Raw genomic sequence first — 24,093 nt, 5'->3', positions numbered from 1 at the left:
ACCAGCAACCATGACCTCGACTTTCAAGACCTGCGCCCTGCTGCTGGGCGCGGCCACGGTGTTTGCCTGTGCCTGGCTCGGCGCCGTACCCCATACGCTGGCGCCCTTCGCCGCTCAGCCGGCAGCGTCTGCAGCCAACGCCACGCCCGCTCTGGCTGCGCACTTCGCCTCCTCCGACCTGGAGGATTTCGTCCACTCCGCATCGATCACCGGCCTGCCCGGCGGCGACCTGATGGCCGCCTGGTTCGCCGGTAGCCGCGAAGGCGCCGCCGATGTGCAGATCCGCGCCGCGCGTTTCGATGCCGCCAGCGGCCAGTGGAGCGCCGAGCGCGTGCTGGCCACACGCGAGTCGACCCAGCGCGCGGTCGGCAAGCACATCCGCAAGCTGGGCAACCCGGTGATCAGCCTGGCGCCGGACAATCGCCTGTGGCTGTTCTACGTCTCGGTGTCGCTGGGCGGCTGGGCCGGTAGCGCGGTCAACGCCATGGTGTCCGATGACCTCGGCGAAACCTGGTCAGCACCCCGCCAGCTGGTCACCAGCCCGTTCCTCAACATCAGCACCCTGGTGCGCGCCGCGCCGGTGTTCCACGCCGACGGCAGCATCGGCCTGCCGGTGTACCACGAGTTCCTCGGCAAGTTTCCCGAGTACCTGCATCTGAGCGCGAACGGCGAAGTACTCGGCAAGTACCGCATCGGCAAGGGCCGCTATTCGCTGCAACCGACTGTGGTGGCGCTGGACGAACGCCGCGCCGTGGCGCTGCTGCGCTATGCCGGCGAGGAGCATCACCGCGTGTTGGCCAGCTACAGCGACGACGCCGGGCGCAGTTGGAGCCGGCCAGAGCCGGTCGAGCCGAGCAACCCCAACTCGTCCCTGGCCGCGGTCGGTCGCCCCGACGGCAGCCTGCTGGTGGCGATGAATGATCTGGAGGACGGGCGCTTTCGCCTGACCCTTTATGCCACCGACGCCAACCTGGGCAACTGGCGTACCCTCGGCGAGCTCGACGAAAGCCCCAACCCCTGGGGCGAGCCGATCCCGCACGGGGACTTTCCCGCCGTGGTCACGGAGAAATACCGTGCCAGCGGCGGCAAGCCCGAGCAGCAGGCGCGCGTGCTCGAACGGGTGACCGCGCGCATGTGCAGCGCCGAGGGCTGCACCTTCGACTACGAGTACCCCTACTTCACCCGCGACCGCGAGGGCACCTACCACCTCGTCTATTCGTGGAACGACATGTTCATCAAACACCTGGCCTTCAACGAGGCCTGGCTGTCGGAGCGCCGCCCGCATGAATGACTTCTGGCTGCCGCACCTGGCCTTCACCCTGCTCGCCTTCCTGCTGCTGGCGCCCATTGGCCGCCACCGTCCGTTGCAGGCGCTCAAGCTGTGCATCTGCCTGCTACTCAGCCTGGTGCCGGTGCAGGGCATCAGCCTGGCGCTACACCTGCGCACCTATATCGGCGACCTGTCAGTGGCCAGCCTGGCAATGCTCGGCTGGGCGACCCTGAGCCGTTTCGGCGCGCCGCCTGCCGACGCCCGAGATCGCCTGGCCAGCCTGGCCCTGTTCGCCAGCCTGGCCGTGCTGCTCTACCCGGCGGCGCTGGGCCTGAGTTACGCCGACCCCTACCAGCTGGGCTTCGAACCACGGCCCATGCTGCTGGTACTGGGCCTGTTGTGCGCGGTGCTGATCGTCCAGCGCAGCTGGCTCGGCGCCCTGGCGCTGGTACTGGCGACCCTGGCCTTCGCCCTGCGCCTGGGCGCCTCGGAAAACTACTGGGATTACCTGATCGATCCCTACCTGGCCCTCTATAGCCTCGGCGCCCTGCTGATCGCAGGCGGACGCTGGCTGCTGATTCGACTCTCGACTCGAACAAGGAACCTCGCATGAGCTGGTTGAAATCACGCCGTCTGCATTACCTGGTCGGCCTCACGGCGCTGCTGCTCGTACTCTTCGCCGCCTTGCGCGGGCTATTCCTGCTGGGTTTTTCCGCCGTCGAAAGCATCAGCGACCCGGATGTGCTGCGCACCCTCGGCATCGGCCTGCGCTTCGACCTGCGCCTGGCTCTGCTGCTGATGCTACCGGTGGGCCTCCTGCTGGCGCTGCCGAAGCTGCGCCTGGCGCGCTTTCGCAGTGTACGCTGGCTGCTGCGTGGCTATCTGCTGCTGGCCGTGGCAGCGCTGGGCCTGCTCTACATCATCGACTTCGGCCACTACGCCTACCTGGGCGTGCGCCTCAATGCCACGGTGCTGCGCTTTGCCGACGACGCGCAAATTTCTGCCGACATGCTCTGGCAGACCTACCCGGTGCTGTGGATAACCCTGGCCTGGCTGGCCGGCGTAGCGCTGTGGGCCTGGGCGCTGCTGCGCCTGGAGCGCGCCACGCTGGATCGACCGCAAGCACAACGGGTAGGCGTATTACCGGCACTCGGCGGTGCAGCGGTGGTGGGTGTGCTGGTGTTCTTCGGTCTGCTCGGACGCGCCAGCGCGCTGAACCTGGAAAACCCGGTGCCGCTGCGTTGGAGCGATGCCTTTTACAGCGGTAACAGCCAGATCGGCGCGCTCGGGATCAACCCGGCGCTGTTTCTCTTCGACACCCTCAAGCTCGAACCCAGCGCCTTCGACGAGACGGCCACGCGCGAACACTACGAGGTCGTCGCCGATTACCTGGGCGTCAGCGAGCGTGATGCGCAGGGGCTGAACTTCTTCCGCCAGCAGCCGCTGCAGGCGCATCGCATCCAGACCGAGCGCCAGCCGAATGTGGTTTTCGTCATGCTCGAATCCCTCGGCACCAGCGCCGTGGGTGCCTACGGCAATCCGCTGAATCCGACACCGAACCTCGACCGTCTGGCCAGGGAAAGCTGGTTCTTCCGCCACTTCTACGTGCCGGTCACCGGCACCGCCAAGACCGTGTGGGCGAGCATCACCGGCATCCCCGACGTGTCACGCCAGGAGACGGCGACGCGCAACCCGCTGATCGCCCGTCAACGCACGCTGATCAATGCCCTGCCAGGCTATGAGAAGTTCTACATGATCGGCGGCAACGCCGGCTGGGCCAACATCAACGCGCTGATCCGCCAGAGCATCGACGGCGTGCAGCTCTACGAGGAACGCCACTGGCAATCGCCGCAGGTGGACGTGTGGGGCATATCCGACCTGGATTTCTTTAAGGAAAGCACGCGCATCCTCGGCGCGCTGCCGAAGGACAAACCCTTCTTCGCCTACCTGCAGACCTCCGGCAACCACCGGCCCTTCACCATCCCCAAGGACAACGACGGCTTCGAGGCTCTCGACCTGCCGCTGGAGCAGGTACAGCAGGCCGGCTCGCGCAGCGTCGAGCAGTACAACGCCGTGCGCCTGCTGGACTTCAACATCGGCCGTCTGATGGAGCTGGCCAAGGAGCAGGGCTTCTACGACGACACCATTTTCGTCTTCTTCGGCGACCACAACACCCGCATCAGCCAGATCCCGCACATGGCGCCGGCCTTCGAGCAACTGGGGCTGGAGAGCAACAACGTGCCGCTGCTGATCCACGCACCGAAGTGGCTGGCGCCGCGCGAATTCGACGCGGCCGTGGGCCTGGCCGACCTGCTGCCGACTGTGGCCGGACTGGTCGGTGTGCCCTTCGACAACGGCGGCCTGGGCCGCGACCTGCAGCGCCCCGCGCCGGAAGGCGAACGTGTGGTACCGCTGGTGCTGCAGGAAGGCACCTTCCCGGTGATCGGCGCGGTGACGCGCGACTTCCTCGTGCAGATGCAGCACGACGGCAGCTCACCGACCCTGCATGACCTGCACTCGCCGACACCGCGCGACAACGTGGCCGAGCAGCATCCGCAAGAATTCCAGCGCCTGCTGGCGCTGAGTCGTGGCCTGCACGAGGCGGCGCGGTTGCAGATGTACCGCAACGTGCAAGCGGAGGAATGAGCGTCACCTGTGGGAGGCGCTTCAGCGGCAAGCTTTTATCGCGGCTGAAGCCGCTCCCACGGTAATCACCGGTAGCCCGGATGCAATCCGGGAAAGGTCGTCGGCATTGGCTACGCGCGAAAGCGACTCGGTGGTACGCCGCTCCAACGCTGGAAGGCATGACGAAAGCTGGCCGTCTCACTGAAGCCGAGCACCTCGGCGATGCGATACACCGGCCATTGCTCCTCGCTGAGCAGCGTCTTGGCGCGCTCGAAACGCAACTCATCGAGCAAGCCCTGATAGCTGGTGCCCAGCTCCTGCAGGTGGCGGCGCAGGGTACGCGGCGAGCAGTGCATCTGCTGCGCCAGGTTTTCCAGCCCCGGCGGCTCGGCCAGTTGCGCAGCCATAAGCTGGCGCACCCGTTCCAGCCAGGCTTGGCGACTGCTGAACTCGGTATTCAGACGGCGGCAGCGCTCCACCATGTCGCCGTGGGTAACGCTATCGGCCAGTGGCAGGCGGCGCTCCAGCAGTGCGGCGGGAAAGGCAAAAGCATTGCGCTGCGCCTCGAAGCGCAGCGGGCAGGGAAAACTCGTTGTATAGCGCTTCATGTAGCGCGGCTGGGCATAGGTGAACTCGGCACCCTCCAGCGGCAGCGGCTGACGCAACAGTTCGTCACCGATCAGTTTCAACGAGGCCAGACACATCTCCACGTTGAACACTTCCAGCGCCTCGGCATCGCGATAACCACTGGCGCAGATCCAGGCCAGCTCACCTTCCACCTGCATATCGAGGCGAAAATAGGTGCCAAGCAATGCCGGGTACTGCAACAGCAGCCGCCAGGCGTCACCAAAGGTGGCAGCCGACAGTGCGGCGTAACCCAGCAGCCCATAGGAGGAAACATGCAGGCTGCGCCCCAACTCGAGGCCCATGTCGGCGCGCAGGGCCAGGGCATTGGCACACACCTGTAGCTCCTGCACCCGGGTGATGCGCGCATCGGCATTGTCCAGATCCGCCGCACCGATACCGCTCCCGGCCAGCAATTGCGGGTGCAGCTCGGGCTGGTCCGCAAAGCGTTGCAGGATCAGGGACACCACATGCAGGGTGGTCAGCGAGGCGTGCAGCATGATGCGTTCCTTGGGTACAGATGGGCAAAAGAACGCAAGAAATATGCCGCGGAGGACGGGCCGGCGCCCGCCCGATTCGATCAGCGGTTACGCAGAATGGCGTTGATGAAGTCGCCCTGATTGGCTTCATCCGGGTGGGTGGTGAATTGCAGCTGGCCACCCTGCTCGCGCAGCTTCATCGCCTCGCCGAAGCGGCAGTCGACACCCTTAAGGGTCTTGGCTTCGGCCTTGTAGCGATCGTCCTTGCCGCACAGGTAAGCCATCTGGTTGACCACCTCGCCACAGAAGCTCGGCACGCTGAGGCCGATCAGCTGTTCGTCACTGATGGCGCTCCAGTCCACCTTGGTCGCCAGCGGGGTGCCGCAGGCCTTGGTGGCTTCGCCGTCCATTTCCTGCAAGCGAGCGTTGTAGTCCGCTACGCGTTGCTTGCGGTCGAAGGCAGCCAGGCGTGCCTGCAGGCCATCCTTCTCCTGCTTCTGGTAGATCGCGAGCAACTCAGCCGGCTTGAGTGCCTTGGTCTTGTCATCGCTGTAACTGAGCTCGAAGCCCTGGGTATTAGGCAGGTTGAGCTGGTAGCTCTCGCCGCCCCAGGCACGACGCTTGTTCAGCAGATTGTAGTCGCGCCCGTCGAGGCGGATGCCGTAGTCGCGCTGCTCGTTGCCCAACTCGCGGACATCGGTGAGGAACACCACTTCGTCGAGCGGATGATTGATACCACGCACCTGTACCAGCGCCTGCTTGCCGTCGGCAGAAGGGGCCAGCGCCAGGCTGACGCCCTGACCGGCATCGAAGACCTGCGGATGCTTGGCCAGATCCAGCGCAGCGGCTTGAAAGGAGAGCAGGGAGAGGGCAACCAGCGAAACGTACTGTTTCATGACGACACGTCCTTGTACGGATAAAGGGCGCCCAGTATAGCCAGCCATCTGGCGTCGATCTGTGCGCCCGTGCGCGTCCGTTCTGTAGGAAAGTTGCTCGTCCGTGGCCTTGCCCGAATCAGAACTGCAGCACTACGCGTCCCTCGATCTGTCCCCCACGCATCTGTTCGAAGATGCCGTTGATGTTGTCGAGTTTGTCGCTGTGCACCGTGGCCTTGACCAGGCCTTCACCGGCAAAATCCAGCGCTTCCTGCAGATCGGCGCGAGTACCGACGATAGAACCGGTGATCGTGATGGCCTTGAGCACCACATCGAAGATCGGCGTGGGGAAATCGCCCGGCGGCAAGCCGACCAACGCCACCGTGCCATGCCGGCGTGCCATGCCAATGGCCTGACCGAAGGCGGCGTTGGACACTGCGGTGACCAGCACGCCATGGGCGCCGCCGATATCGCGCTGCACCACCTCAGCCGGGTTTTCCTTGCGCGCGTTGATGGTCAGGCTGGCACCGAGCTTGCGCGCCAGCTCCAGCTTGGCGTCGTCGACATCCACCGCAATCACGTGCAGGCCCATGGCGCGGGCATACTGCACCGCGACGTGGCCGAGGCCGCCGATACCGGAGATCGCCACCCACTGACCGGGGCGCGCCTTGGTCTCCTTGAGGCCTTTGTATACCGTCACGCCGGCGCAGAGGATCGGCGCGATCTCGAGGAAGCCGACATTTTTCGGCAGGATGCCGACGTAATTCGGGTCAGCCAGTACATATTCGGCGTAGCCGCCATTGATCGAATAGCCGGTGTTCTGCTGGCTCTCGCAGAGCGTCTCCCAGCCGGTCAAACAGTGCTCGCAGCAGCCGCAGGCGGTGTACAGCCAGGGCACGCCGACACGGTCGCCCTCCTTCACGCGCGTCACACCGCTGCCAACCGCCGCGACATAGCCCACGCCTTCGTGGCCCGGAATGAACGGCAGGCTCGGTTTCACCGGCCAGTCGCCTTCGGCGGCGTGCAGGTCGGTATGGCAGACGCCCGAGGCCTCGATCTTCACCAGGATCTGCCCGGGGCCGGGCAGCGGCGTCTTCACCTCCTCGATACGCAGGGGTTCGCCGAAGGCGTGGACAACTGCGGCTTTCATGGTCTGGTTCATGCGCGGTTCCTCTTCCATGCGAGTGGAACACCAGTGTGCGCGCGCAGCCCTCGCCGGCATTGCTCCAGAGCAAGGTTTGGGCAGTTTTCCGCCACGGCCACACCTTGTATGACAAACGGTCATCGCCACTGCCCGACGCTGCTGGCTTTGCGTTATACTGCGCGGCCTTCGGCCGGCAGCACCCGGCCAACGAATCATGACAAGCCACGCTGGCCCGCCCGCGTGGCTTGTTGGTTTTTGACGCGCCGCGAGGCGCCCGAGAGAAGAGGCACTTTGATGAGCGCACTGGTTGGCGTGATCATGGGCTCCAAGTCCGATTGGTCCACCCTTAGCCACACCGCCGAGATGCTGGACAAGCTGGGCATCCCCCACGAGGTCAAGGTGGTTTCTGCCCACCGCACTCCGGACCTGCTGTTCCAGTACGCCGAAGAAGCTGAAGCACGCGGCATCCAGGTGATCATCGCCGGTGCCGGTGGCGCTGCCCACCTGCCGGGCATGTGCGCGGCCAAGACCCACCTGCCGGTGCTCGGCGTGCCGGTGCAGTCGTCCATGCTCTCGGGCGTCGACTCGTTGCTGTCGATCGTGCAGATGCCGGCCGGTATTCCGGTCGCCACCCTGGCCATCGGCAAGGCTGGCGCAGTCAACGCCGCCCTGCTCGCCGCCAGCATCCTCGGTCACCAGCACCCGCAGTTCCATGCGGCGCTGAAGCAGTTCCGTCAGGAACAGACCGATACCGTGCTGAGCAACCCGGACCCGCGCGAGGCCTGAAGCCCATTCCATCAGGGGCGGCGACACGGCGCATTCGAACGCTGTCCGCTGCTCGGAATGCTCATTTACCGGCGTAAACTCCGCTTCCTGCGCTGCGCGCAGCGTTCAACTGCTTGGTCTCGCCACCTGCTGAAAAGGGGCTTTGTTATGAAAATCGGTGTGATCGGTGGCGGCCAACTGGGCCGCATGATGGCCCTGGCGGGCACCCCGCTGGGCATGAACTTCGCGTTTCTCGACCCGGCGCCGGACGCCTGCGCCCAGGCGCTCGGCGAGCACATCCGCGCCGACTACGGCGATCAGGACCACCTGCGCCAGCTGGCCGACGAGGTCGACCTGGTCACCTTCGAATTCGAGAGCGTACCGGCTGAAACCGTGGCCTTCCTCTCGCAGTTCGTGCCGGTCTATCCGGGCGCGGAAGCCCTGCGTATTGCCCGTGATCGCTGGTTCGAGAAGTCCATGTTCCGCGAGTTGGGCATTCCCACCCCCGAGTTTGCCGATATCCAGTCACAGGCCGACCTCAACGCCGCGGTGGCCAACATTGGCCTGCCGGCGGTGATGAAGACCCGCACCCTGGGCTACGACGGCAAGGGCCAGAAAGTCCTGCGCAAGCCGGAAGACGTCACCGGCGCCTTCGCCGAACTGGGCAGCGTGCCGTGCATCCTCGAAGGCTTCGTGCCCTTCACCGGCGAGGTGTCGCTGATCGCCGTGCGTGCACGCGATGGCGAAACCCGCTTCTACCCGCTGGTGCACAACACCCACGACAGCGGCATCCTCGCCCTGTCCGTTGCCAGCACCGATCATCCACTGCAGGCGCTGGCCGAGGGCTACGTCGGCCGCGTGCTGGACAAGCTCGATTACGTCGGCGTGCTGGCCTTCGAATTCTTCGAGGTGGACGGCGGCCTCAAGGCCAACGAGATCGCCCCGCGCGTGCACAACTCTGGGCACTGGACCATCGAAGGCGCCGAGTGCAGCCAGTTCGAGAACCACCTGCGCGCCGTCGCCGGTCTGCCACTGGGCTCGACTGCCAAGTTGGGCGAGAGCGCCATGCTCAACTTCATCAGTGAAGTGCCGCCAGTGGACAAGGTGATCAGCGTCGCCGATTGCCACCTGCACCACTACGGCAAGGCCTTCAAGGCCGGGCGCAAGGTCGGCCATGCCACCCTGCGCAGTGCTGATCGCGCCAGCCTGGATACCGGTATCGCGGCCGTTCAGGCGCTGATCGCCAAGGGCTGATAAAGCGATTCACGGCTAAGCTCTTGAACGACGGTGGTCGTTCAAGAGCCCCTCCATGAAGCGTCTACTTTCCTTACTGCCTTTGCTGTTCGCGCTGACCTGCGTCGGCGACGACGACGTGTTGCGTGTCGATTTCCGCGAACGGCCACCGGAGATGCGCGCGGTCGATGGCTTGCCCAGCGGCCCGCTGATCAGCGTGCTGGAGACGGCCGCACACCGCGTCGGGATAGACCTGCACTGGCGCGAAGCACCGTTCCTGCGCAGCCTTGACGACCTGCGCTCAGGTCGAATCGACCTGCTGCCGCGCGTACTGATCACCGAGCAACGCCGCGAATACATTCACTTCCTACCCAGTATCGGCAATCAACAGCTGAACGTGCGCTTCATCGTCCGTCCAGGCGAAGAGGCAAGACTGAGCCGTTACGACGACCTATATGCACTCTCACTCGGCGTGAAGCGCGGCACGGCCTATTTCGAGCAGTTCGATAGCGATGACATGCTGGGCCGGGTCTATGCCAGCGACGATGCGCAGCTGGCGGCAATGTTCCGCGCCGAGCGCCTCGATACCATCGCGGTTCTCGACGTCGTGCCGATGGAGGCGCAGTTCAAGGCAATGGAGTTTCGCGACTACAGCTACGCGCACTACGACCACCAGCAGCTACTGGGCAATCACTTCGGCGCATCGCTCAAGCGCTACCAGCGTGATCGTCGTGACCTCTATGACCGCCTGGGCGCTGAGCTCGAACGCATGCGCGTCGCGGGCGAGATCGTCCTGATCTACCAGCGCTATGAGGTCCAACCACCGGAGGTGGCGAACTGAAGCCCCTGTCTGCCGGTCTCAAGCAGGGCCTGCCGCATACGCGGCACTCATCAAGGAGACACGCCAATGGGCATTATCGGCACCATTTTCATCGGCCTGATCGTCGGTCTGATCGCACGCTTTCTCAAACCTGGGGATGACAGCATGGGCTGGATCATGACCATCCTGCTCGGCATCGGCGGCTCCATCGCAGCCACCTACGGCGGCCAGGCGTTGGGCATCTACCAGGCCGGGCAGGCTGCCGGTTTTATCGGCGCGGTGATCGGCGCCATCGTTCTGCTGGTAATCTACGGCGCAATCAAGAAGGGCTGACAGGCCCTGCTCAGGAGCCGACTTGTCGGCTCCTCGTTCACGCTGCCACGAGATGCCATACCCCATGCGCCACCTGCTGCTCGCCCTGCTCTTCTGTACCGGCCTGGCCCACGCCGAACTGCCGGAAACCGACTGGCTCGACCTGGTGCCTCCGGAAGACCGCAAAGCCCTCGAGGAAATGCCCGAGATCAGCCACGACAGCCCTGAAGGTGACAGCACCTTCTACGGCGAAGGCGGCCTGCGTCAGCAGGACAAAGATCTGCCTGCGGTGATGTACTCCGCCAAGACCGTCGCCGCACTTGACGGCAAGGCCATCCGCCTGGGCGGCTACCCGGTACCGCTGGAGAACGACGAGAAAGGCAACAGCACGCTGTTCTTCCTGGTGCCCTATCCGGGCGCCTGCATCCACGTCCCACCACCGCCACCGAACCAGCTGGTACTGGTGCGCTATCCGAAGGGCATCCCGCTCGACGACATCTACGCCCCGCTGTGGGTCAGTGGCGAGCTGAAGGTGGAGCAGGTCAGCAACGACCTGGCCGACGCCGCCTATGCCATGGAAGCGGGCGAAGTGCGCCTGGTGACCGACGAAGACCTCTAACCGCCTGCCATCCCCTGCTAGGAGTTCCAGCATGAAAGCTGCTGCCCTGATGTTGCTGTGCCTGCTGTCCACTGCTGCACTGGCCCTGGAGCCCGGCGACCGTCTGGCGCCATGGACGCTGCTGGACCAGCATGACGTGCCCTACACCCTCAGCAAACAGACCCGCGTACTGCTGGTCGCCCGCGACATGGACGGCGCCAAACTGGTCAACGCCGCTCTGGAAGGCAAGCCCAAGGGCTATCTGGAACAGCGCCAGGCGATCTTCCTCGCCGACGTCAGCCGCATGCCCCGCATCATCGCCACCCTCTTCGCCCTGCCGAAGATGCGCGACTACAGCTACCGCATCCTCCTCGACCGCGACGCCCGCATCGTCCCGCGTTATCCGGCTGGCGAGGGTGAGGTGCTGTGGCTGCAGTTGGAGAATGGGAAGTTGGTGGAACAGAAGGTGTTCAAGGAGGCGGGGGCGCTGAAGAGTGCGCTGGAGGCGGTAGAGCCGTAAACCGGAAGGGGCAGCAGCGCAGAAATGCGCTGCCGCCCTTTACTCCTAGCCAGTGAGATCCTTGGCCATACCTTTGGCTTGATCCAGCCAACCGGGAGATTGCAGTGCAGGTTTGGGGGCACCCGTGTCCACCATATCCATCGCTTGCCCCAGTAGACCGCTCATATCACCAGAATCATTGGCAGCCTTGACTGCCTTCGCCGTTTCGGCGGCTTTGAAGACGGCTTGCAGCTCTGGCGTAGTGGCGGTTTGGTCGGTGAGCGGTACGGGTAAAGGCATGGCGTTGAGCATGGCCACAACGTCACCAGGCTTTTGAGTAAAGGCTCGCACAGCTTCCATGCCTTGCATCATCGGCAGTGCGATGCCGGTCAACGGATCGAATGCGCTGATTTGCGGGAAAGCTGGTAAGCCTGGCCTGCCCGTCAGCACGGGAGTAGCCAGCGAGGGCAAGAAAAGGCCCAGCAAATAACGCGGATTGCGCTTCTTGATCGAGAGCCCGACGCTGGCCAAGGCGATACCCACACCAACCACACGACCGGCAGTCGCCAATACCGACAGGCTCTTGTTCGACTCATTGTCGAAGTGAACCAGGCGGTAGCGGAAGTAGTCGGTAAAAGGCTCGCGTTCGCCAAACAGAGAGGAGTTGGTGAACCAGGCGCGCGAATCGTGTACCTGTTCATCGAAGAGTTCGACCAGGGCCTGCTGCCCATTTGCGATAACGCCACGCGTGACGAACAATTCGCGATGACGATCAGATCCATTGAGGTAAAGCTCGGCGTACTCCTGAGCCTCATCTTCTTCGTTGATCAGGTAGACAGTGCCACCCAACAGCATGTCGACGATGCCACCGATACTGAAGGTGTCTTCGTCGACACCCCAGCTACGCTCGTAATCGCGCTTGAACTCGGCGGCTGCACGGCGCAATTGCCGGTCATCCAGCGCTGGCTCGAACGCCTTGTTGGTATTGATACGCGCATAAGCCTCGCTTCCCCCGACCAGCTCGAGATCCGCCTCGCGTTGTCGCTGCTTGCCCGTGCTGAGCACAGGCGCTTCCTTGCCCTGAGCCGCTGCAGCATTTTCCGCCAGTTTATGGGCATGCAGGCGTTTCAGAGCATCCTGCTGCTCATCGCTCATGTCCTGATTTTTTACATGGCTATAAAAGCCCTGCGTGTCGATGCCGCCAGCATAACGATCGATACGCCAGGCTGTGATCAGCGCCTGTTCTCGCTTGATCACATCCTCGAGAGGCCTGGCCTTAGCCTGCTTCTGCCAGGCGTTAAAGCGGGTAACTAGGACTTCGGAGATAGAAAAAGCAACTTCCGTTCTCGGCTCCATGACTCGCCAGGGCTCTCCCTTTTGCGAGTCGCTCAAAACTGATTCAGGAACCTGCAGCGGCGCACCAGCAGCAAAGGCCGAGCGATACATATGGTGCAGGGGGATCTGCGACAGCAGCTCGCCCTGACCACCACGGGCCTTGCCCTGATCGCCTGGCGGATAGCCACCACCCACATCGGAGTGCATACCCGGATAGACGTATTCCCAGGAGTCCTTGCGATAGGCGGACGCCTTTGTTTCATCACTCTTTCCGTCGGCGGTTTTCTCTCGACGACGAATGGAGTCCAACGGAAAGCTGGCACGCTGCTCATGGGCGGACACCAGATGTACGCAGCGTTTGAGAAAGTGGCAATCTTCAGGCAGCCCAGTTGGCATGCAAGCTTGCACCTGGCTTTCGTCCGGCAAACGCATGGTGCCACTGGCCCAATCCATATGACCGGCGGCGAAAGGCGCGCTGTCAGCCAGCCCCACGGCGGCCACAGTATCGAACAGCCCCAGGAACTCGATGGAAATGGGCAGCCCGGCGAAGCGGTACTCGCTGGCCTCACCGTTTTGCCGGCGCGTCAACTCCATCAGCCAGTTGGCAAAGGCTCGGGCCTGGGCTGCACCACGGGAAAAGCCATACACATACAGGCGCAAGGCCAGGATTTCCGGTTTCTCGCCTGCGCTGCTGCGTTGCTCCAGCAAGCTGGTCAGCTCGTCCTCATAGGGCTGTATCGCTGCCTTGCGCTTGCGGGTGCCATTTTCCAGCAGCCCACCACTGAGCACGGATGCTACCCAGTTGGTGCCCATGGCTTCGACCAGCGCCTGTGTCTGGCTAAGAGAAAGCGGCTCCTGGCCTGCCTCCTTGAGGGTTTCCTTCAACGCTGCGATTAAGCGAGTAAGCCCCCAATTAATCCGATCTTCGCCACCTCGAGCCCCGATCAGACCGGCCTGGCTGGGCAGGTATTCTTTGATCTCCTCGAAAACAGTGCCTACCCCTGGACTGTAGTATCGGAAAAACCCTTTTTCTGTTTTCTCGAGACTTGCGTGGTAAAGGCGCGCCACATTGCTCGTGCATATCGGGTCGGCAATGGAGTCTGAAGGCTCGTGATTATTGGTACCGTCGAAGCAAAGGCTGATGTGCAAAGTCTTGCAGCAGGGTTCGGGCACTTCGTCACCTTGCGTAGCCGCAGCGTTGACGGCCTTGCTCCAGGCCTTCTTCTCATCACGATTCTGGCTGCGGATATTTGTGGCGACCTCTGAGGAGTCGATTGGCAGGCCTGTACGCTCGAAAGGACGTGCAACCAGCACACTGGCAGGCTGTGGCTTCAAGGTTTTGGACATTCCGTATCCTCCATCTTGCGGGGAAAGTTATAGGGGTAGCCGGAAACCCCATAAAAAATATTGTCCGCCGAAACTCTCACCTGATCGCAAGGCAGAAAGTGTACTTTCAATGTTCCAGCTTCCTTGTATTGAGGTATTTCCACCGCTACCCGGTGGTGGGTGTAATTCGCCGCATGTCTCTTGTAGTCATCTGGGTCAAGCGTTCCATATTTATTGCGTTTAAGTGGTATCGCTGGGCGAGGATCAGGGTCTTTCTCCCACTCCACAATGGCTCTTAACCCTGGCCGCCAATAACGCGGCACCGAGCCACAACAGACCTGCCCACCGCCCCCACTATAAGGCCCCAGATTTGGGCCGCCAGCACCATTGATGGTAAAGCGATTGATAGCGGCAGAGGTGTGGTTATAACCCTCGACAGGAGCACCGAGCATTTCGGACTCCTTGGCCATGCACCCGCTGACAAGCAATAGCACTAGCGATAAACCAGCGAATGGGTATCGGCCTATCGGGTTGCGGGAGAGCCGAGGGCTCAGGGTTTGGGGCATTCCGTATCCTCCATCTTGCGGGGAAAGTTGTAGGGGTAGCCGGGATTGCCTGGAACGATGGAAGTCGCAGCCACCCTTACTGTGTCGCACGGAAGAAAATGCACAATTAGGGGGCCAGGGCTATCGTACGGGGCAATCTCCACCACTACCCGGTGGCGGGTGTAATTAGCTGCGTGTTTCTTATAAGCCTCTCTATAAGCGTCGGTACCCAATGGCGGCCAATTCACATAAGCCCTGGGGTCGGGATCTTTCTCCCACTCCACAATAGCTCTGAGCCCAGGCCGCCAATAACGCGGCACCGAGCCACAGCACACTTGCCCACCGCCCCCGCTATAAGGGCCAAGATTTGGGCCGCCAGCACCATTGACGGTAAAGCGATTGATAGCGGCAGAGGTATGGTTATAACCCTCGACAGGAGCACCGAGCATCTCGGACTCCTTAGCCAGACAGCCACTCAGCGATAGAACCACTAGAAGACAGGCCAAGGCCCTGCGAGTCATGCCCACACCTCAACAGTCTCTTCAGGCGGCGCAACAGGAGAATTCTTGGCCAACCAGGCACGGATGAAGGCGTCACGCTGATCGAGGTCATATAGCCCCTCGCGGTTAGCCGCCAACTGCCCGTGCATCAGGTGGCGCATCAAGGGTTCTTGCTGGGCCATACCATAGTCCTGAGGCTGCACACCCCAACTGCGCCGATAGTCCTCGGCAGCGCTCCAGGCCAGCAGGCTGGACATCTGCGCCTTCGTCAGCCGCAAGACCGGCAGCGGCGACGGCAGTTCCGCTGAGCCCAAGAGGTTGCCTGGCAGGCTACGAGGCTGCCGGTCACGATCCTGCCAGTGCCAGGTGATAACCGGGGCGTGGAACCATATCTGGTGTGGATCCAGCGCTTCACTGGTGGGGACCAGCATGCGTGGGTCATAGAAACGCAGCAGGCCACTGCTCCGGCCATCGTTCCACTCGACCTGGGTGCAGTGGCGTAAGTGGCTGGCAAGCAGGGCAAAGGGCCAAGGGCTGAACAACGCCAGAAGATGCTGGTGCACATTCTTGCTGGCGAGCAATTCGTCGAGCCAGGGTTGTTGTTCGAGTTGGTCGAGGCCCACACGGATCAACAAAGGGCCCTTGGCTGCGATGGTCTCTTCTGGCGTGCCTTCCAGAAGCATTGCAATTTCCGGGGACTGCTCAAGTTCATCGAGGCGTGAAAGCAGCGGGTAGTACAGGTTGCTGGCATCGACCAGCAGATCGAAATACTGCAGGCGCGCTTGCTCTGCCTGTTCGTTAATCTGGGTTAGCCAAGTGTGGGCTGAGGTTTTCATAGTCTTCGATGCCTATCAACGTGCAACTAGCACTTGGGCTTTGCTTTGCGCACGGAGCAGACACTCTTCGCAAACGGCTTGCTGTGGCTTATCCACACAATTACTGACGGCCTGCTCCAACAAACTCCCCGCCTTATCGCTATCCGCTGCGCCTGGCAACACGGGCGGTTTGATGCCGATGCCCGAGCCCTTCCCCGGTGAGCCGCCGGCGTTGAGTCTTGCCAGCGGGCCGCTGATGGTGATGCCGCCGGGGTCGAGCTTGATGAAGCTGCCGCCAGCTTTGATGGTCAGTTCGATGCCGGCTTCGATGACCATTTTCTGTCCGGCCTTGAGGTGGATCTCGCGGCCGGCCTTGGTCAGTTGTGCGGTGCCGAGTTTGATGTGTTGATCGTTGCCCACCGTCAGGTGATCCTGCGGTTTGACTTCGACTTTGCGGTCGGCGGTGACGGTCAGGTGTTCTTCGACCAGCAGTTCGGTGTAGCTGTTCTTCTCCACGGTGTCGTGGCGTTCGTTGCCGACGCGGATCTTCTGGTCGTGCTCGATGTTTTCGTCCCAGTCGCGCTGGGCGTGGAGGTAGATCTGTTCGGCACCTTTGCGGTCTTCGATGCGTAGTTCGTTGTAGCCGCCACCGCCGGGGCTGCTGAGGGTCTTGAATACGCTGCGGGTCTTGTTCGCCGGCAGGTCGTAGGGCACGACATGTTCGGCGTGGTACAGGCAGCCGGTGACCAGCGGTTGGTCGGGGTCGCCTTCGAGGAAAGTGACCAGCACTTCCATGCCAATGCGTGGGATGGTGATGGCGCCGTAGCGATCACCAGCCCAGCTGGAGCTGACGCGTAGCCAGCAACTGGTTTTCTCGTCGGCCTGACCTTCGCGATCCCAGAAGAATTGCACCTTCACTCGGCCATATTGGTCGCAGTGAATTTCCTCGCCGGCGGGGCCAGTGACCACAGCACGCTGGCTGCCCAGAACATGAGGCTTCGGGTGGGACAGGGAAGGTCTGTACGGCACGTCCCAAGGGGTCGCGAGGAAGCGGTTACGGTAGCCCTGGCGGAAATCATCGTCTGCACCGGAGTCATCCTTGCCGGTGACGCCATGTAGCAGAGCGGATAGGCCCTTGCCCAGCACCGAGTCACTGGTGACCGACTCTTCCAGCACCTGCGGTTGCTTGCCTTCGTGCAGCACTTCGGTGAGCAGCCAAAGGTCGTTCCAGTCACTGCGCGGATGTTCGGAGATTTCCAACAGGTGGCCGCTGACCAGGCGCGGCTGGTCACTTTGACCGTCGAGCTGGCGATAGTCGGCGCGGTGGCGCTCCAAGGCACGTTTGGCCAAGTGCTTGCCGCGTGTGCGGTCGGTGTAGCGACCGGGATAATCGTAGTCTTCCAGATCAGGCAGGCCGTCGTTCTCACCGGCTTGTTCGCCCTTGTAAGCCGCTTCCAGCAGCAGACGCGGCTGCTCAAAGTCGTAGTCGCGGCGGGTGGTGCGGCGGGTGCGGGTTTCCAGACGCAAGGCCAGGCGTTTGATCACCGGGTCATCGGCGGTCATGCCGCTGTCCTGGATATAGGGCGTAGGTTGGCCGAGCTTGGCGAAGGCGGTCTGGTCGTCGCCGAACATCAATACGTGGCCGCTTTCGCTGTGCTGGAAGTGGTAGTGGATACCTTCCTCTTCGCACAGGCGCTGGATGAAGTGCAGATCGCTCTCGTCGTACTGCACGCAGTAGTCACGCTCGGGGTAGACGGTGGGGCCGAGCTGGAACTGGTAACCGCCTTCGACGATGCCGTGCTCTTCGAGCACCTGGGCGACGATCTGCGGCACGGTGAGATGCTGGAAGATGCGCTGGCTGGTGCGGTGCGCCAGGTACGACAGTTGCGGCACGATGGCCAGGCGGTAGCGGGTCAGCCGCTTGCCGGATTCGCCCTGTTCGACGCGATGGATCAGCCCATGGATACCGTCGCCATTGGGGCTGAAAGCGAGGAACGCACGCTGGTGCAGCAGGCTCGTCAGATCGAGATCCGGACGCTCGCTGATCAGCTCGACGTCGAAGCGATAGGGCTGGCTGATGGCCTCGCGGCCGTTGAACTCGAGCACCTGCAGGTCATGCTCGACGCCCTCGATGCTCAGGCTGAAATGGGTTTCGTTGGCCGGGTTGAACATATGCGTATCCTTTCGAGTAAGTCCTTTTCAACAGCCTGTTTATGCCTTCTTGCCCAGCCAGCGTTGCAGGCGCGAAGCTGGTGGCCGGCGAAACGCGTCGAGCAGCTCGCTGCAATCGATCTGCCGCTGACTTTCTTCGAAGGCCAGCGCCGTACGCAGAGCCTGCCAGCAGTGCAGCGGTACCTGCGCCGGGCGTTGCAATTGCTTGTCTAGCTCCATGCTCCTGGCCTGCTTGGCGCTGAGGCGACGGAACGGGTGTTGCCCACTGGCCAGTTCGACTAGCACACAGGCCACCGCATAGACATCGGCGGCGGCCGACAGCGCAGCGCCTTCAAGCAGCTCCAGTGCGGCATAACGCGGCGTCCAGGCGGCGATACGGTTGCGACACAGGCGCGGCAGGCCCGGCAGCAGACCCTCCACGGGCTGGCCCAGACCATAGTCGAACAGGCGCAGGCCGTCGTCGGCCAACATCACATTGCTGGGCTTAAGGTCACCGTGCAGCACGCCCAGTTCGTGGGAATAGGCGAGGGCATCGAGCAAGGGGATGGCGATGGCGCGCAACTCCTCCCAGCTCAGCCCTTCCGGGCGTTCACACAACAACTGATCCAGGGTCAGGCCGCGCATCAACTCCAGGGTAATGAAGGCGCGCTCACAAGCAGTGTCGACCTCGAAGCCGAACAGGCGCACCACATGTCGATGGTTGAGCCGCGAGGTAAGGGCGAACTCGCTGTAGAGCAAGGCGTTGGCGTCCGGGTACTCGGCGAAGTCGTCGCTGAGGGTCTTCAGCGCGACATAGGGCTCGGGATCACCGAACTGTTCGCGCAGCAAGTCACGCGCACGATACACCGCGCCCATGCCGCCGACACCGAGCAGGCGCTCGATCTTGTAGCGCCCGCCGAGCACATCCGGCAGCTCGCCCGGCGCCTGGCGCGGGGTTTCGCGTACCGGCTCCTTGGCCGCGGTGGCGGCCAGGGCGAAGTAGGTGAGGTCACAGGCTTCGGCGGTTTCGGTCATCGGCGGATTACCACGGCGCTGAGGTTGTCACGGGCCGGGCCGTCGAGCACGCGCTGGAACAGGCGCTCCACGGCCAGGTGCGGCGAGGGCAGATTGAGGCAGGCGCCCAGCTCGTCGGCCGGGACGCCCTGGTAGAGCCCATCGCTGCACAGCAGGAAGACATCGCCGGGCAGCACGTCGAGTTCGAGGATGTCCAGTTGCAGGGTCTCGCTGGCACCGATGGCGCGGGTCAGGGCATGCGCCGCCGGATGGCGCGCGGCCTCCTGCGGTGCCAGGCCCTGCTCGTCGATCAGTTGCTGCACCAGCGAATGATCACGGCTGAGCTGGTACAGCCGCGAACCACGCCACAGGTAACAGCGGCTGTCGCCGGCCCAGACACAGGCCGCGCGATTGTCCTCCAGCAACAAGGCAACCACGGTGCTGCCGATCACCGTATCGGTGCGCTCGGCGGTGATCGTCAGCTCCTGACCAAGGCGATGGTTCAAGCGGTGCAGACACTGACGCAACTCCGCGAGGCGCTGCTCCAGGCTGCCCTCCGGCAACTCAGCCAGATGCTCGACGATCAGGCGACTGGCCAGGGCACCGTTCTGGTGCCCGCCCATACCATCGGCGACCACCCACAGCCCCTGCTCGGGCAACGCCAGGAAGGCATCCTCGTTGCGTGCGCGCACCTTGCCGGTATCGGTGCGCGCTGCGCTGTGCCAGGCGTTGGCGACTGTCGTCATCAGAGCGTCGCCGGCAGCTTGAAGCTGCGCAGCAGGCCAATGTCGAACGGGTTCGGCGAGCGCTGGCTGTGCAGCAGGTAGTTGGCGTGCAGACCACCGAGGTTGGCCTTGAGGATCAGCACGTCACGACCGCTGTGGTAGTCCACGTCCATCAGGTCGAGCAGGCGGAACAGCGACCAGGGGCCGGTGTTCTTCTCGATGCCGACACGCCGGCCACCCAGCTCCTCGACCACCAGGCTGGTGCGATCCTCTTCGCTCGCTGCCGGCCAGCGGAAGGCGGTGGCGACGATCGGACCGTGGCGGTACTCCATCTGCTGGTTGCCGAAGCGGAAGTCGGCGCGGCTCAAGCTGGAGTCCAGCGAGTAGGGTTCGAGTTTGAACAGCACCTGCGGCTCGGCCGGGTTCTCGGCGAAGAAACTGCGACGAATTACCTGGGCGCGACTCATCTGCAAGAGGAATTCGCGCGACAGCGGCAGGCCACGACCATCGACGCGACGCAGGCGGTACTCGTCAGCGCTGCCGCTGACGAAGGGACGCAGATAGCTGTCGAAGAAGCGCTCGGCGATGCCCTGTGCCTTGAAGAACTCGCGGAAGTCGGCCACCGCCACGTCGCTCTCGCTGTGGGCGGTGAAGGGGTAACGCTGCTTCAGCGAGTTGTCGTAAGCGGCGTACAGCTCGCTCTGGTAGCGCTGATTGAGGAACTGGTAGGCGTCGTTAAGTACCAAGCTCCAGCTGTCCTCGGCCAGCAGAGCCAGCCAGTTCCCAATGGGCTGCGGCAAGCGCGCTGCGGCAGTGCGTACCTGGTTGATCGCATCACGCTTGCCGCCCATGCGCGCCTTGGCCATTTCGAACGCGGCCTGATCACTCGCGCCGGCATTAGCCAGGCTGGCCAGCTGGCGTTGCAGTTCGTCCAGAGCCTGCATGCTAGCCGCCAGATCGACGCCAGCACCGCCATTTTCATCGAGCAGCTTGTGCAGGCTTTCGAAACGGCGCTCCAAGGTCTTGCGCGCAGTGTCCGGGGTATTTTTGGCCAGCGCCTGCTGCGCTTGCTCGGCAGCAGCGCTGGCCAGCTTGGCGGCCTTGCCTAACTTGCCCTTGGTGCCTTCCAGCGCCTCAGCGGCAGCACCCGCGTCATCAGCCGCTTCGGCCAGCCCCTTGAAGCGGGTGTTGTCACGCACTTCCACCAGCAGTTGCAGCAACGGCGAGTTGGCCGCGGTCAAGCCGTTGAGCAGGGCAGCGCCACGGCCGGTACTGCCAATTGGCTCCAGTCCAAGCTGGGCGATGGCTTCGCCCCAGTAGTTACCGTAATCACGGAAGTAAAGTTGCTCCAGCTCCACCATCAAGCGACCCAGATCGCCCGCGCTGAGGGTCTCACCTTCGCCCAGCACCCAGTTGTCACGCAGAATCTCGCGCACCAGGTTGCCGCCCTGAGCGGTGAAGGTTTTGCTGTAGCCATTCTGGGTGTAGAAGCCAGGAATGGCGTAGTCGCTGCCGACAATCAGGCCGGCCTGCGGGCCAAGCTTCTGGCTCAGGCGATACTCTGGCAGGCTGCGTGCCTGTTCGCGCAACATGCGATACACCACGTTGGCCAGCGACTCGCTGCGCAGCACCTGACGCGCCTGGGCGACCAGCTGCGTGTTGAGCGCATAGGGCGCGAACGACTCGTCGAGTAGACGGGCAAAATGGGTATTGAGACCATGCTGCGCCGGGCTGTTACCGGCGTAGCGTAGCGACCAGTCGGCAGCTACCCATTCCTTGAGGAAGTCGGCATCGCGACGTTCTTCCAGGTTGAGCATCAGATAGGCCCGCAGACTGCCAAGCAGGCGCTCACGGTCGCTTAGGTTGGCGCGGATCTGCGCTTCCAGCTGACGCGCCACGCGCGGCAGCAGCAGGTTTTCAAGCTCGGCGCGGTAGGTCGAATACACCGGCGGATTGACCGCCTCGCCCTGGAACAGGCCGGTACGTTGCAGGTAGGACACCTCGCCCTTGGGCGGGAACACCAGGGTCGCTGCGTAGCTGCTGTCCAGCGCCTTGAGGGTTTGCAGGGCATCGTCCTGCGCATTGATCGAACCATGCTCACGGGTAAGCTTCTGGGCGATCTCGCGCAGCTCTTCCAATCGCCCGTGGTTGGCCGAAAAGCCCGTGGCCCAGAGCACGCCGAACAGCGCCAATACGGTAAAGGCGGTGGCGTACATGGCGCGCTGGCCCCAGTCGATGCGGCGCACTTCCTTCTGATCCAGGCCGGCCAATTCGGCCTCGGGGAAGATTACCCGGCTGAGCAGATGGTTGATGAAGCGCGCACGACCACTGCGGAAGGTCGGCAGGGCGCTGTCGGCCAAGCCGAGGTTGCGGCCGATGCCAGCCGTCAGCGGGTCGAGTTGTTCGTTGAGCTGCGGTGCACTGGTCAGGTAGAAACCGCGCAATTTGCTGGCGCGCTGGTAGCGGTTGCCGGCGAAGGCCAGCTCGATGAACAGGCACAGGCGCTCGCCGATCTGCCCGAGCTGGTGTGGGAAGTCGAGGATGCGACCACGGCGCTGGGTGTCGCGCTCCTGGTGCATGCGCAGGATCACCTGGCTGTTGAGGCGACGTAGCAGTTCCTCGAACTCCTGGCGTACCACGCCCACATCGCTGGCGTTCTGCTCCTTGCGGAAGCTGGCGCCGAGCACCTGCTCACTTTCCTCACGCGACAGCTGGTCGAAGAATTCGTCGAAACCCAGCACCTTGTCGGCCTTGCTAAGCACCAGGTAGACCGGCACGTCGGCGCCCAGGCGCTGATGGATTTCATGCAGGCGCTGGCGGGTCTGGCGGGCCAGGGTTTCCAGCTCCATTTCGCTGCCACCCTGCAGTTGCTCCACCGGGATGCTCACCAGTACACCGTTGAGCGGCCGCGCACGACGCTGGCGCAGCAAGCCGAGCAGGGTGCCCCAGGCGCGACCATCAACCTGTGCGTCAGGCTGGGTCAGGTAGCGGCCAGCAGTGTCGATCAGCACCGCGTGGTCGGCGAAGTACCAGTCGGCGTAACGGGTACCGGAAACGTCCTTGGTCAGGCGCTGGCTACCGCCACGGTTAAGCGGGAAATCCAGGCCGGAGAAATCCAGCAAGCTGGTCTTGCCGCTGCCCTGTGGACCGAGCAGCAGGTACCAGGGCAGGTCGTTGCGCCATTTCTCGCTGCGACCACGGTACAGCGTGGAACGCTTGAGCGTGCGCAGGGCGTCCTTGAAGCGATGGCGCAGTTCGTTCTGCTCCTCGCTGATCTGCTCGTCACGGCGCAGGCGCTCCTGCGCATCGGCATCGCTCTCTTCGGCTTTCTTGCGCGCAGTGGCGCGCCAGCTGGCGAACACCATGCCCAGGCCCCAGAGCAGGAAGATTAGGCTGATGGTCAGCAGGCGGCTGGTAGCCGACTCCCAGAACTTGTAGTCACTGACCGCCAGCAACGGGCCGACGAACCACACCAGCAGCGCGAGGACCAGAACCAGCAGCAGGCTCCAGACCCAGGTCTTGCGGAAAAAGGCGCCAAGTTTGGCGAAAAAGCTCTTCATTTCACGTCATCCATGTTGACACCCGAGGCCGGGTCGAGTTGCTGATACGGCTTGAGAACGGTGTCGCGCTGCTCACCGAGCACCCAGGCGAAACCGCCGTACATCATCACCAGGCACATTAGGGTGAATAGCGCCACCAGCCACCACGGCACGATGCGCACCAGACGCCGACGGGTATCCTTGAGACCCTGCCAATGTGGCGAAACCTCGCGCGGCACGTCGCCACGCAGTTGGCGAATCTGCCGGTAGAGGCTGTCACGCACCGCTTCCAGTTCGAGCATGCCGCGCTGCAGCACGCGGTACTTGCCTTCGAAGCCAAGCGACAGACACAGGTACATCAGCTCCAGCATCGGCAGGTGCTTGACCGGGTTGCGCGACAGGCGCTCGAGCAGTTGGAAGAACTTTTCGCCGCCGAAGGTCTCGTTGTGGAATGACGAAAGCAGGCTCATCTGCGACCACTGGCTCTCGTTGCCCCATGGTGTGGTCACCACGGCCTCGTCGACCACCGTGCACAGCACGTAGCGCGCGGCCATCACCTGGCTACTCTCAGCGCCATCGTGCAGAGCACGGTGCTCGAACAGCTTGATCTCGCGGGTCAGCCGCTGGTTGAGTGCATCCATGTCCTCACTTTCGAAGCTGTGCTTGAGGCGCACCACTTCCGAGAGCAGCTCGGACGCAGCCGCCACCAGCGGGTTGAGGCTGATGTTGAAACTCTCCGCCGGGCGCAAGCGCGCGGCGAAGATCATGCGCTCTTCCAGCTGCTCGAATTTCGGCGGCGCACTGAAGTCGGTCAACGGGCTTTCTGCGCGCGATTCACCTTTGCGGTTGAGGATGACGGTCTTGTCATCCTGGCCGTATTCCATTTCCTTGGTTGTCAT

At 63.2% G+C, this 24,093-nt stretch carries 21 protein-coding genes; 9 read left to right on the top strand and 12 right to left on the bottom strand.

Features of this window, described 5'->3' with window-relative positions; translation table 11 throughout:
* Nucleotides 1-10 precede the first annotated feature (10 nt).
* The 3 genes from BM059_RS11790 to BM059_RS11780 are packed head-to-tail and all read left to right on the top strand — an operon-like array spanning nt 11 to nt 3,916.
* Nucleotides 11-1,291 carry a sialidase family protein gene (locus BM059_RS11790; protein ID WP_074938820.1) on the top strand — a complete coding sequence of 427 codons (1,281 nt, stop codon included), beginning with the start codon at nt 11-13 and terminating at the stop codon, nt 1,289-1,291.
* On the top strand, nt 1,284-1,883 hold the full coding sequence (locus tag BM059_RS11785) for a hypothetical protein (protein WP_074938818.1): 600 nt from the start codon (nt 1,284-1,286) through the stop codon (nt 1,881-1,883). The genes BM059_RS11790 and BM059_RS11785 overlap by 8 nt, the downstream gene beginning before the upstream one ends.
* Entirely contained in the window at nt 1,880-3,916 is a 2,037-nt protein-coding gene (locus BM059_RS11780) for an LTA synthase family protein (RefSeq protein ID WP_074938816.1), read from the top strand. Before BM059_RS11785 ends, BM059_RS11780 begins: the two co-directional genes overlap by 4 nt.
* Nucleotides 3,917-4,026: 110 nt before the next feature.
* Here the strand turns inward: BM059_RS11780 and BM059_RS11775 are convergent, their stop codons facing one another.
* The 3 genes from BM059_RS11775 to adhP form a co-directional block, all read right to left on the bottom strand.
* The gene (locus tag BM059_RS11775) at nt 4,027-5,019 is read right to left on the bottom strand and encodes an AraC family transcriptional regulator (protein ID WP_074938815.1); all 993 of its coding nucleotides are present in this window, start codon (nt 5,017-5,019) and stop codon (nt 4,027-4,029) included.
* Nucleotides 5,020-5,099: 80 nt separating this feature from the next.
* Complete coding sequence (locus tag BM059_RS11770; protein ID WP_074938813.1) at nt 5,100-5,894, bottom strand: hypothetical protein; 795 nt, start codon at nt 5,892-5,894, stop codon at nt 5,100-5,102.
* A 118-nt stretch (nt 5,895-6,012) separates the two neighbouring features.
* Nucleotides 6,013-7,035 carry an alcohol dehydrogenase AdhP gene (gene adhP, locus BM059_RS11765; protein WP_074938987.1) on the bottom strand — a complete coding sequence of 341 codons (1,023 nt, stop codon included), beginning with the start codon at nt 7,033-7,035 and terminating at the stop codon, nt 6,013-6,015.
* Between the two features lie 276 nt (nt 7,036-7,311).
* Between adhP and purE the strand changes: the two genes are divergently transcribed.
* The 6 genes from purE to BM059_RS11735 all read left to right on the top strand — a co-directional run bounded on the left by purE (nt 7,312) and on the right by BM059_RS11735 (nt 11,265).
* On the top strand, nt 7,312-7,803 hold the full coding sequence (purE, locus tag BM059_RS11760) for a 5-(carboxyamino)imidazole ribonucleotide mutase (RefSeq protein ID WP_003242109.1): 492 nt from the start codon (nt 7,312-7,314) through the stop codon (nt 7,801-7,803).
* Nucleotides 7,804-7,950: 147 nt separating this feature from the next.
* On the top strand, nt 7,951-9,036 hold the full coding sequence (locus tag BM059_RS11755; protein WP_074938812.1) for a 5-(carboxyamino)imidazole ribonucleotide synthase: 1,086 nt from the start codon (nt 7,951-7,953) through the stop codon (nt 9,034-9,036).
* Nucleotides 9,037-9,091: 55 nt separating this feature from the next.
* Nucleotides 9,092-9,856, top strand: coding sequence for a substrate-binding periplasmic protein (locus BM059_RS11750; protein ID WP_074938810.1), 765 nt, complete (start codon nt 9,092-9,094; stop codon nt 9,854-9,856).
* Between the two features lie 66 nt (nt 9,857-9,922).
* Nucleotides 9,923-10,168, top strand: a complete 246-nt coding sequence (locus BM059_RS11745) for a GlsB/YeaQ/YmgE family stress response membrane protein (RefSeq protein ID WP_017676370.1) — start codon at nt 9,923-9,925, stop codon at nt 10,166-10,168.
* A gap of 64 nt (nt 10,169-10,232) precedes the next feature.
* Nucleotides 10,233-10,766, top strand: coding sequence for a DUF3299 domain-containing protein (locus BM059_RS11740; RefSeq protein WP_074938809.1), 534 nt, complete (start codon nt 10,233-10,235; stop codon nt 10,764-10,766).
* Nucleotides 10,767-10,797: 31 nt separating this feature from the next.
* A complete protein-coding gene (locus tag BM059_RS11735) occupies nt 10,798-11,265 on the top strand; it encodes an FAD/FMN-containing dehydrogenase (RefSeq protein WP_074938808.1) in 468 nt (155 codons plus the stop codon).
* Between the two features lie 45 nt (nt 11,266-11,310).
* On the opposite strand, the gene BM059_RS11730 is transcribed toward BM059_RS11735, so the two are convergent.
* The 9 genes from BM059_RS11730 to icmH form a co-directional block, all read right to left on the bottom strand.
* Nucleotides 11,311-13,926, bottom strand: coding sequence for a T6SS phospholipase effector Tle1-like catalytic domain-containing protein (locus BM059_RS11730; protein WP_074938806.1), 2,616 nt, complete (start codon nt 13,924-13,926; stop codon nt 11,311-11,313).
* Nucleotides 13,911-14,375, bottom strand: coding sequence for a Tli1a family immunity protein (locus tag BM059_RS11725; RefSeq protein WP_244154407.1), 465 nt, complete (start codon nt 14,373-14,375; stop codon nt 13,911-13,913). Before BM059_RS11725 ends, BM059_RS11730 begins: the two co-directional genes overlap by 16 nt.
* Before the next feature lie 80 nt (nt 14,376-14,455).
* A complete protein-coding gene (locus tag BM059_RS11720) occupies nt 14,456-14,971 on the bottom strand; it encodes a Tli1a family immunity protein (protein ID WP_074938803.1) in 516 nt (171 codons plus the stop codon).
* Nucleotides 14,968-15,786, bottom strand: a complete 819-nt coding sequence (locus BM059_RS11715) for a toxin Tle1 chaperone Tla1 (protein ID WP_074938801.1) — start codon at nt 15,784-15,786, stop codon at nt 14,968-14,970. Before BM059_RS11715 ends, BM059_RS11720 begins: the two co-directional genes overlap by 4 nt.
* Nucleotides 15,787-15,801: 15 nt before the next feature.
* Complete coding sequence (gene tssI / locus BM059_RS11710) at nt 15,802-17,937, bottom strand: type VI secretion system Vgr family protein (RefSeq protein ID WP_074938799.1); 2,136 nt, start codon at nt 17,935-17,937, stop codon at nt 15,802-15,804.
* Between the two features lie 39 nt (nt 17,938-17,976).
* Nucleotides 17,977-18,951 (bottom strand): serine/threonine-protein kinase, encoded by a 975-nt coding sequence (locus BM059_RS11705; RefSeq protein ID WP_074938798.1) that lies wholly within the window; start codon nt 18,949-18,951, stop codon nt 17,977-17,979.
* Entirely contained in the window at nt 18,948-19,676 is a 729-nt protein-coding gene (locus BM059_RS11700) for a PP2C family protein-serine/threonine phosphatase (RefSeq protein ID WP_074938796.1), read from the bottom strand. Before BM059_RS11700 ends, BM059_RS11705 begins: the two co-directional genes overlap by 4 nt.
* Nucleotides 19,676-23,215, bottom strand: coding sequence for a type VI secretion system membrane subunit TssM (tssM, locus tag BM059_RS11695; protein ID WP_074938793.1), 3,540 nt, complete (start codon nt 23,213-23,215; stop codon nt 19,676-19,678). The genes BM059_RS11700 and tssM overlap by 1 nt, the downstream gene beginning before the upstream one ends.
* Nucleotides 23,212-24,093, bottom strand: coding sequence for a type IVB secretion system protein IcmH/DotU (icmH, locus tag BM059_RS11690; protein ID WP_074938791.1), 882 nt, complete (start codon nt 24,091-24,093; stop codon nt 23,212-23,214). Before icmH ends, tssM begins: the two co-directional genes overlap by 4 nt.

This window comes from Ectopseudomonas composti, assembly GCF_900115475.1.
Classification (GTDB): domain Bacteria; phylum Pseudomonadota; class Gammaproteobacteria; order Pseudomonadales; family Pseudomonadaceae; genus Aquipseudomonas; species Aquipseudomonas composti.
The sequence above is the reverse complement of the archived record's forward strand: the minus strand, read 5'-3'. Positions and strand labels throughout refer to the sequence as shown.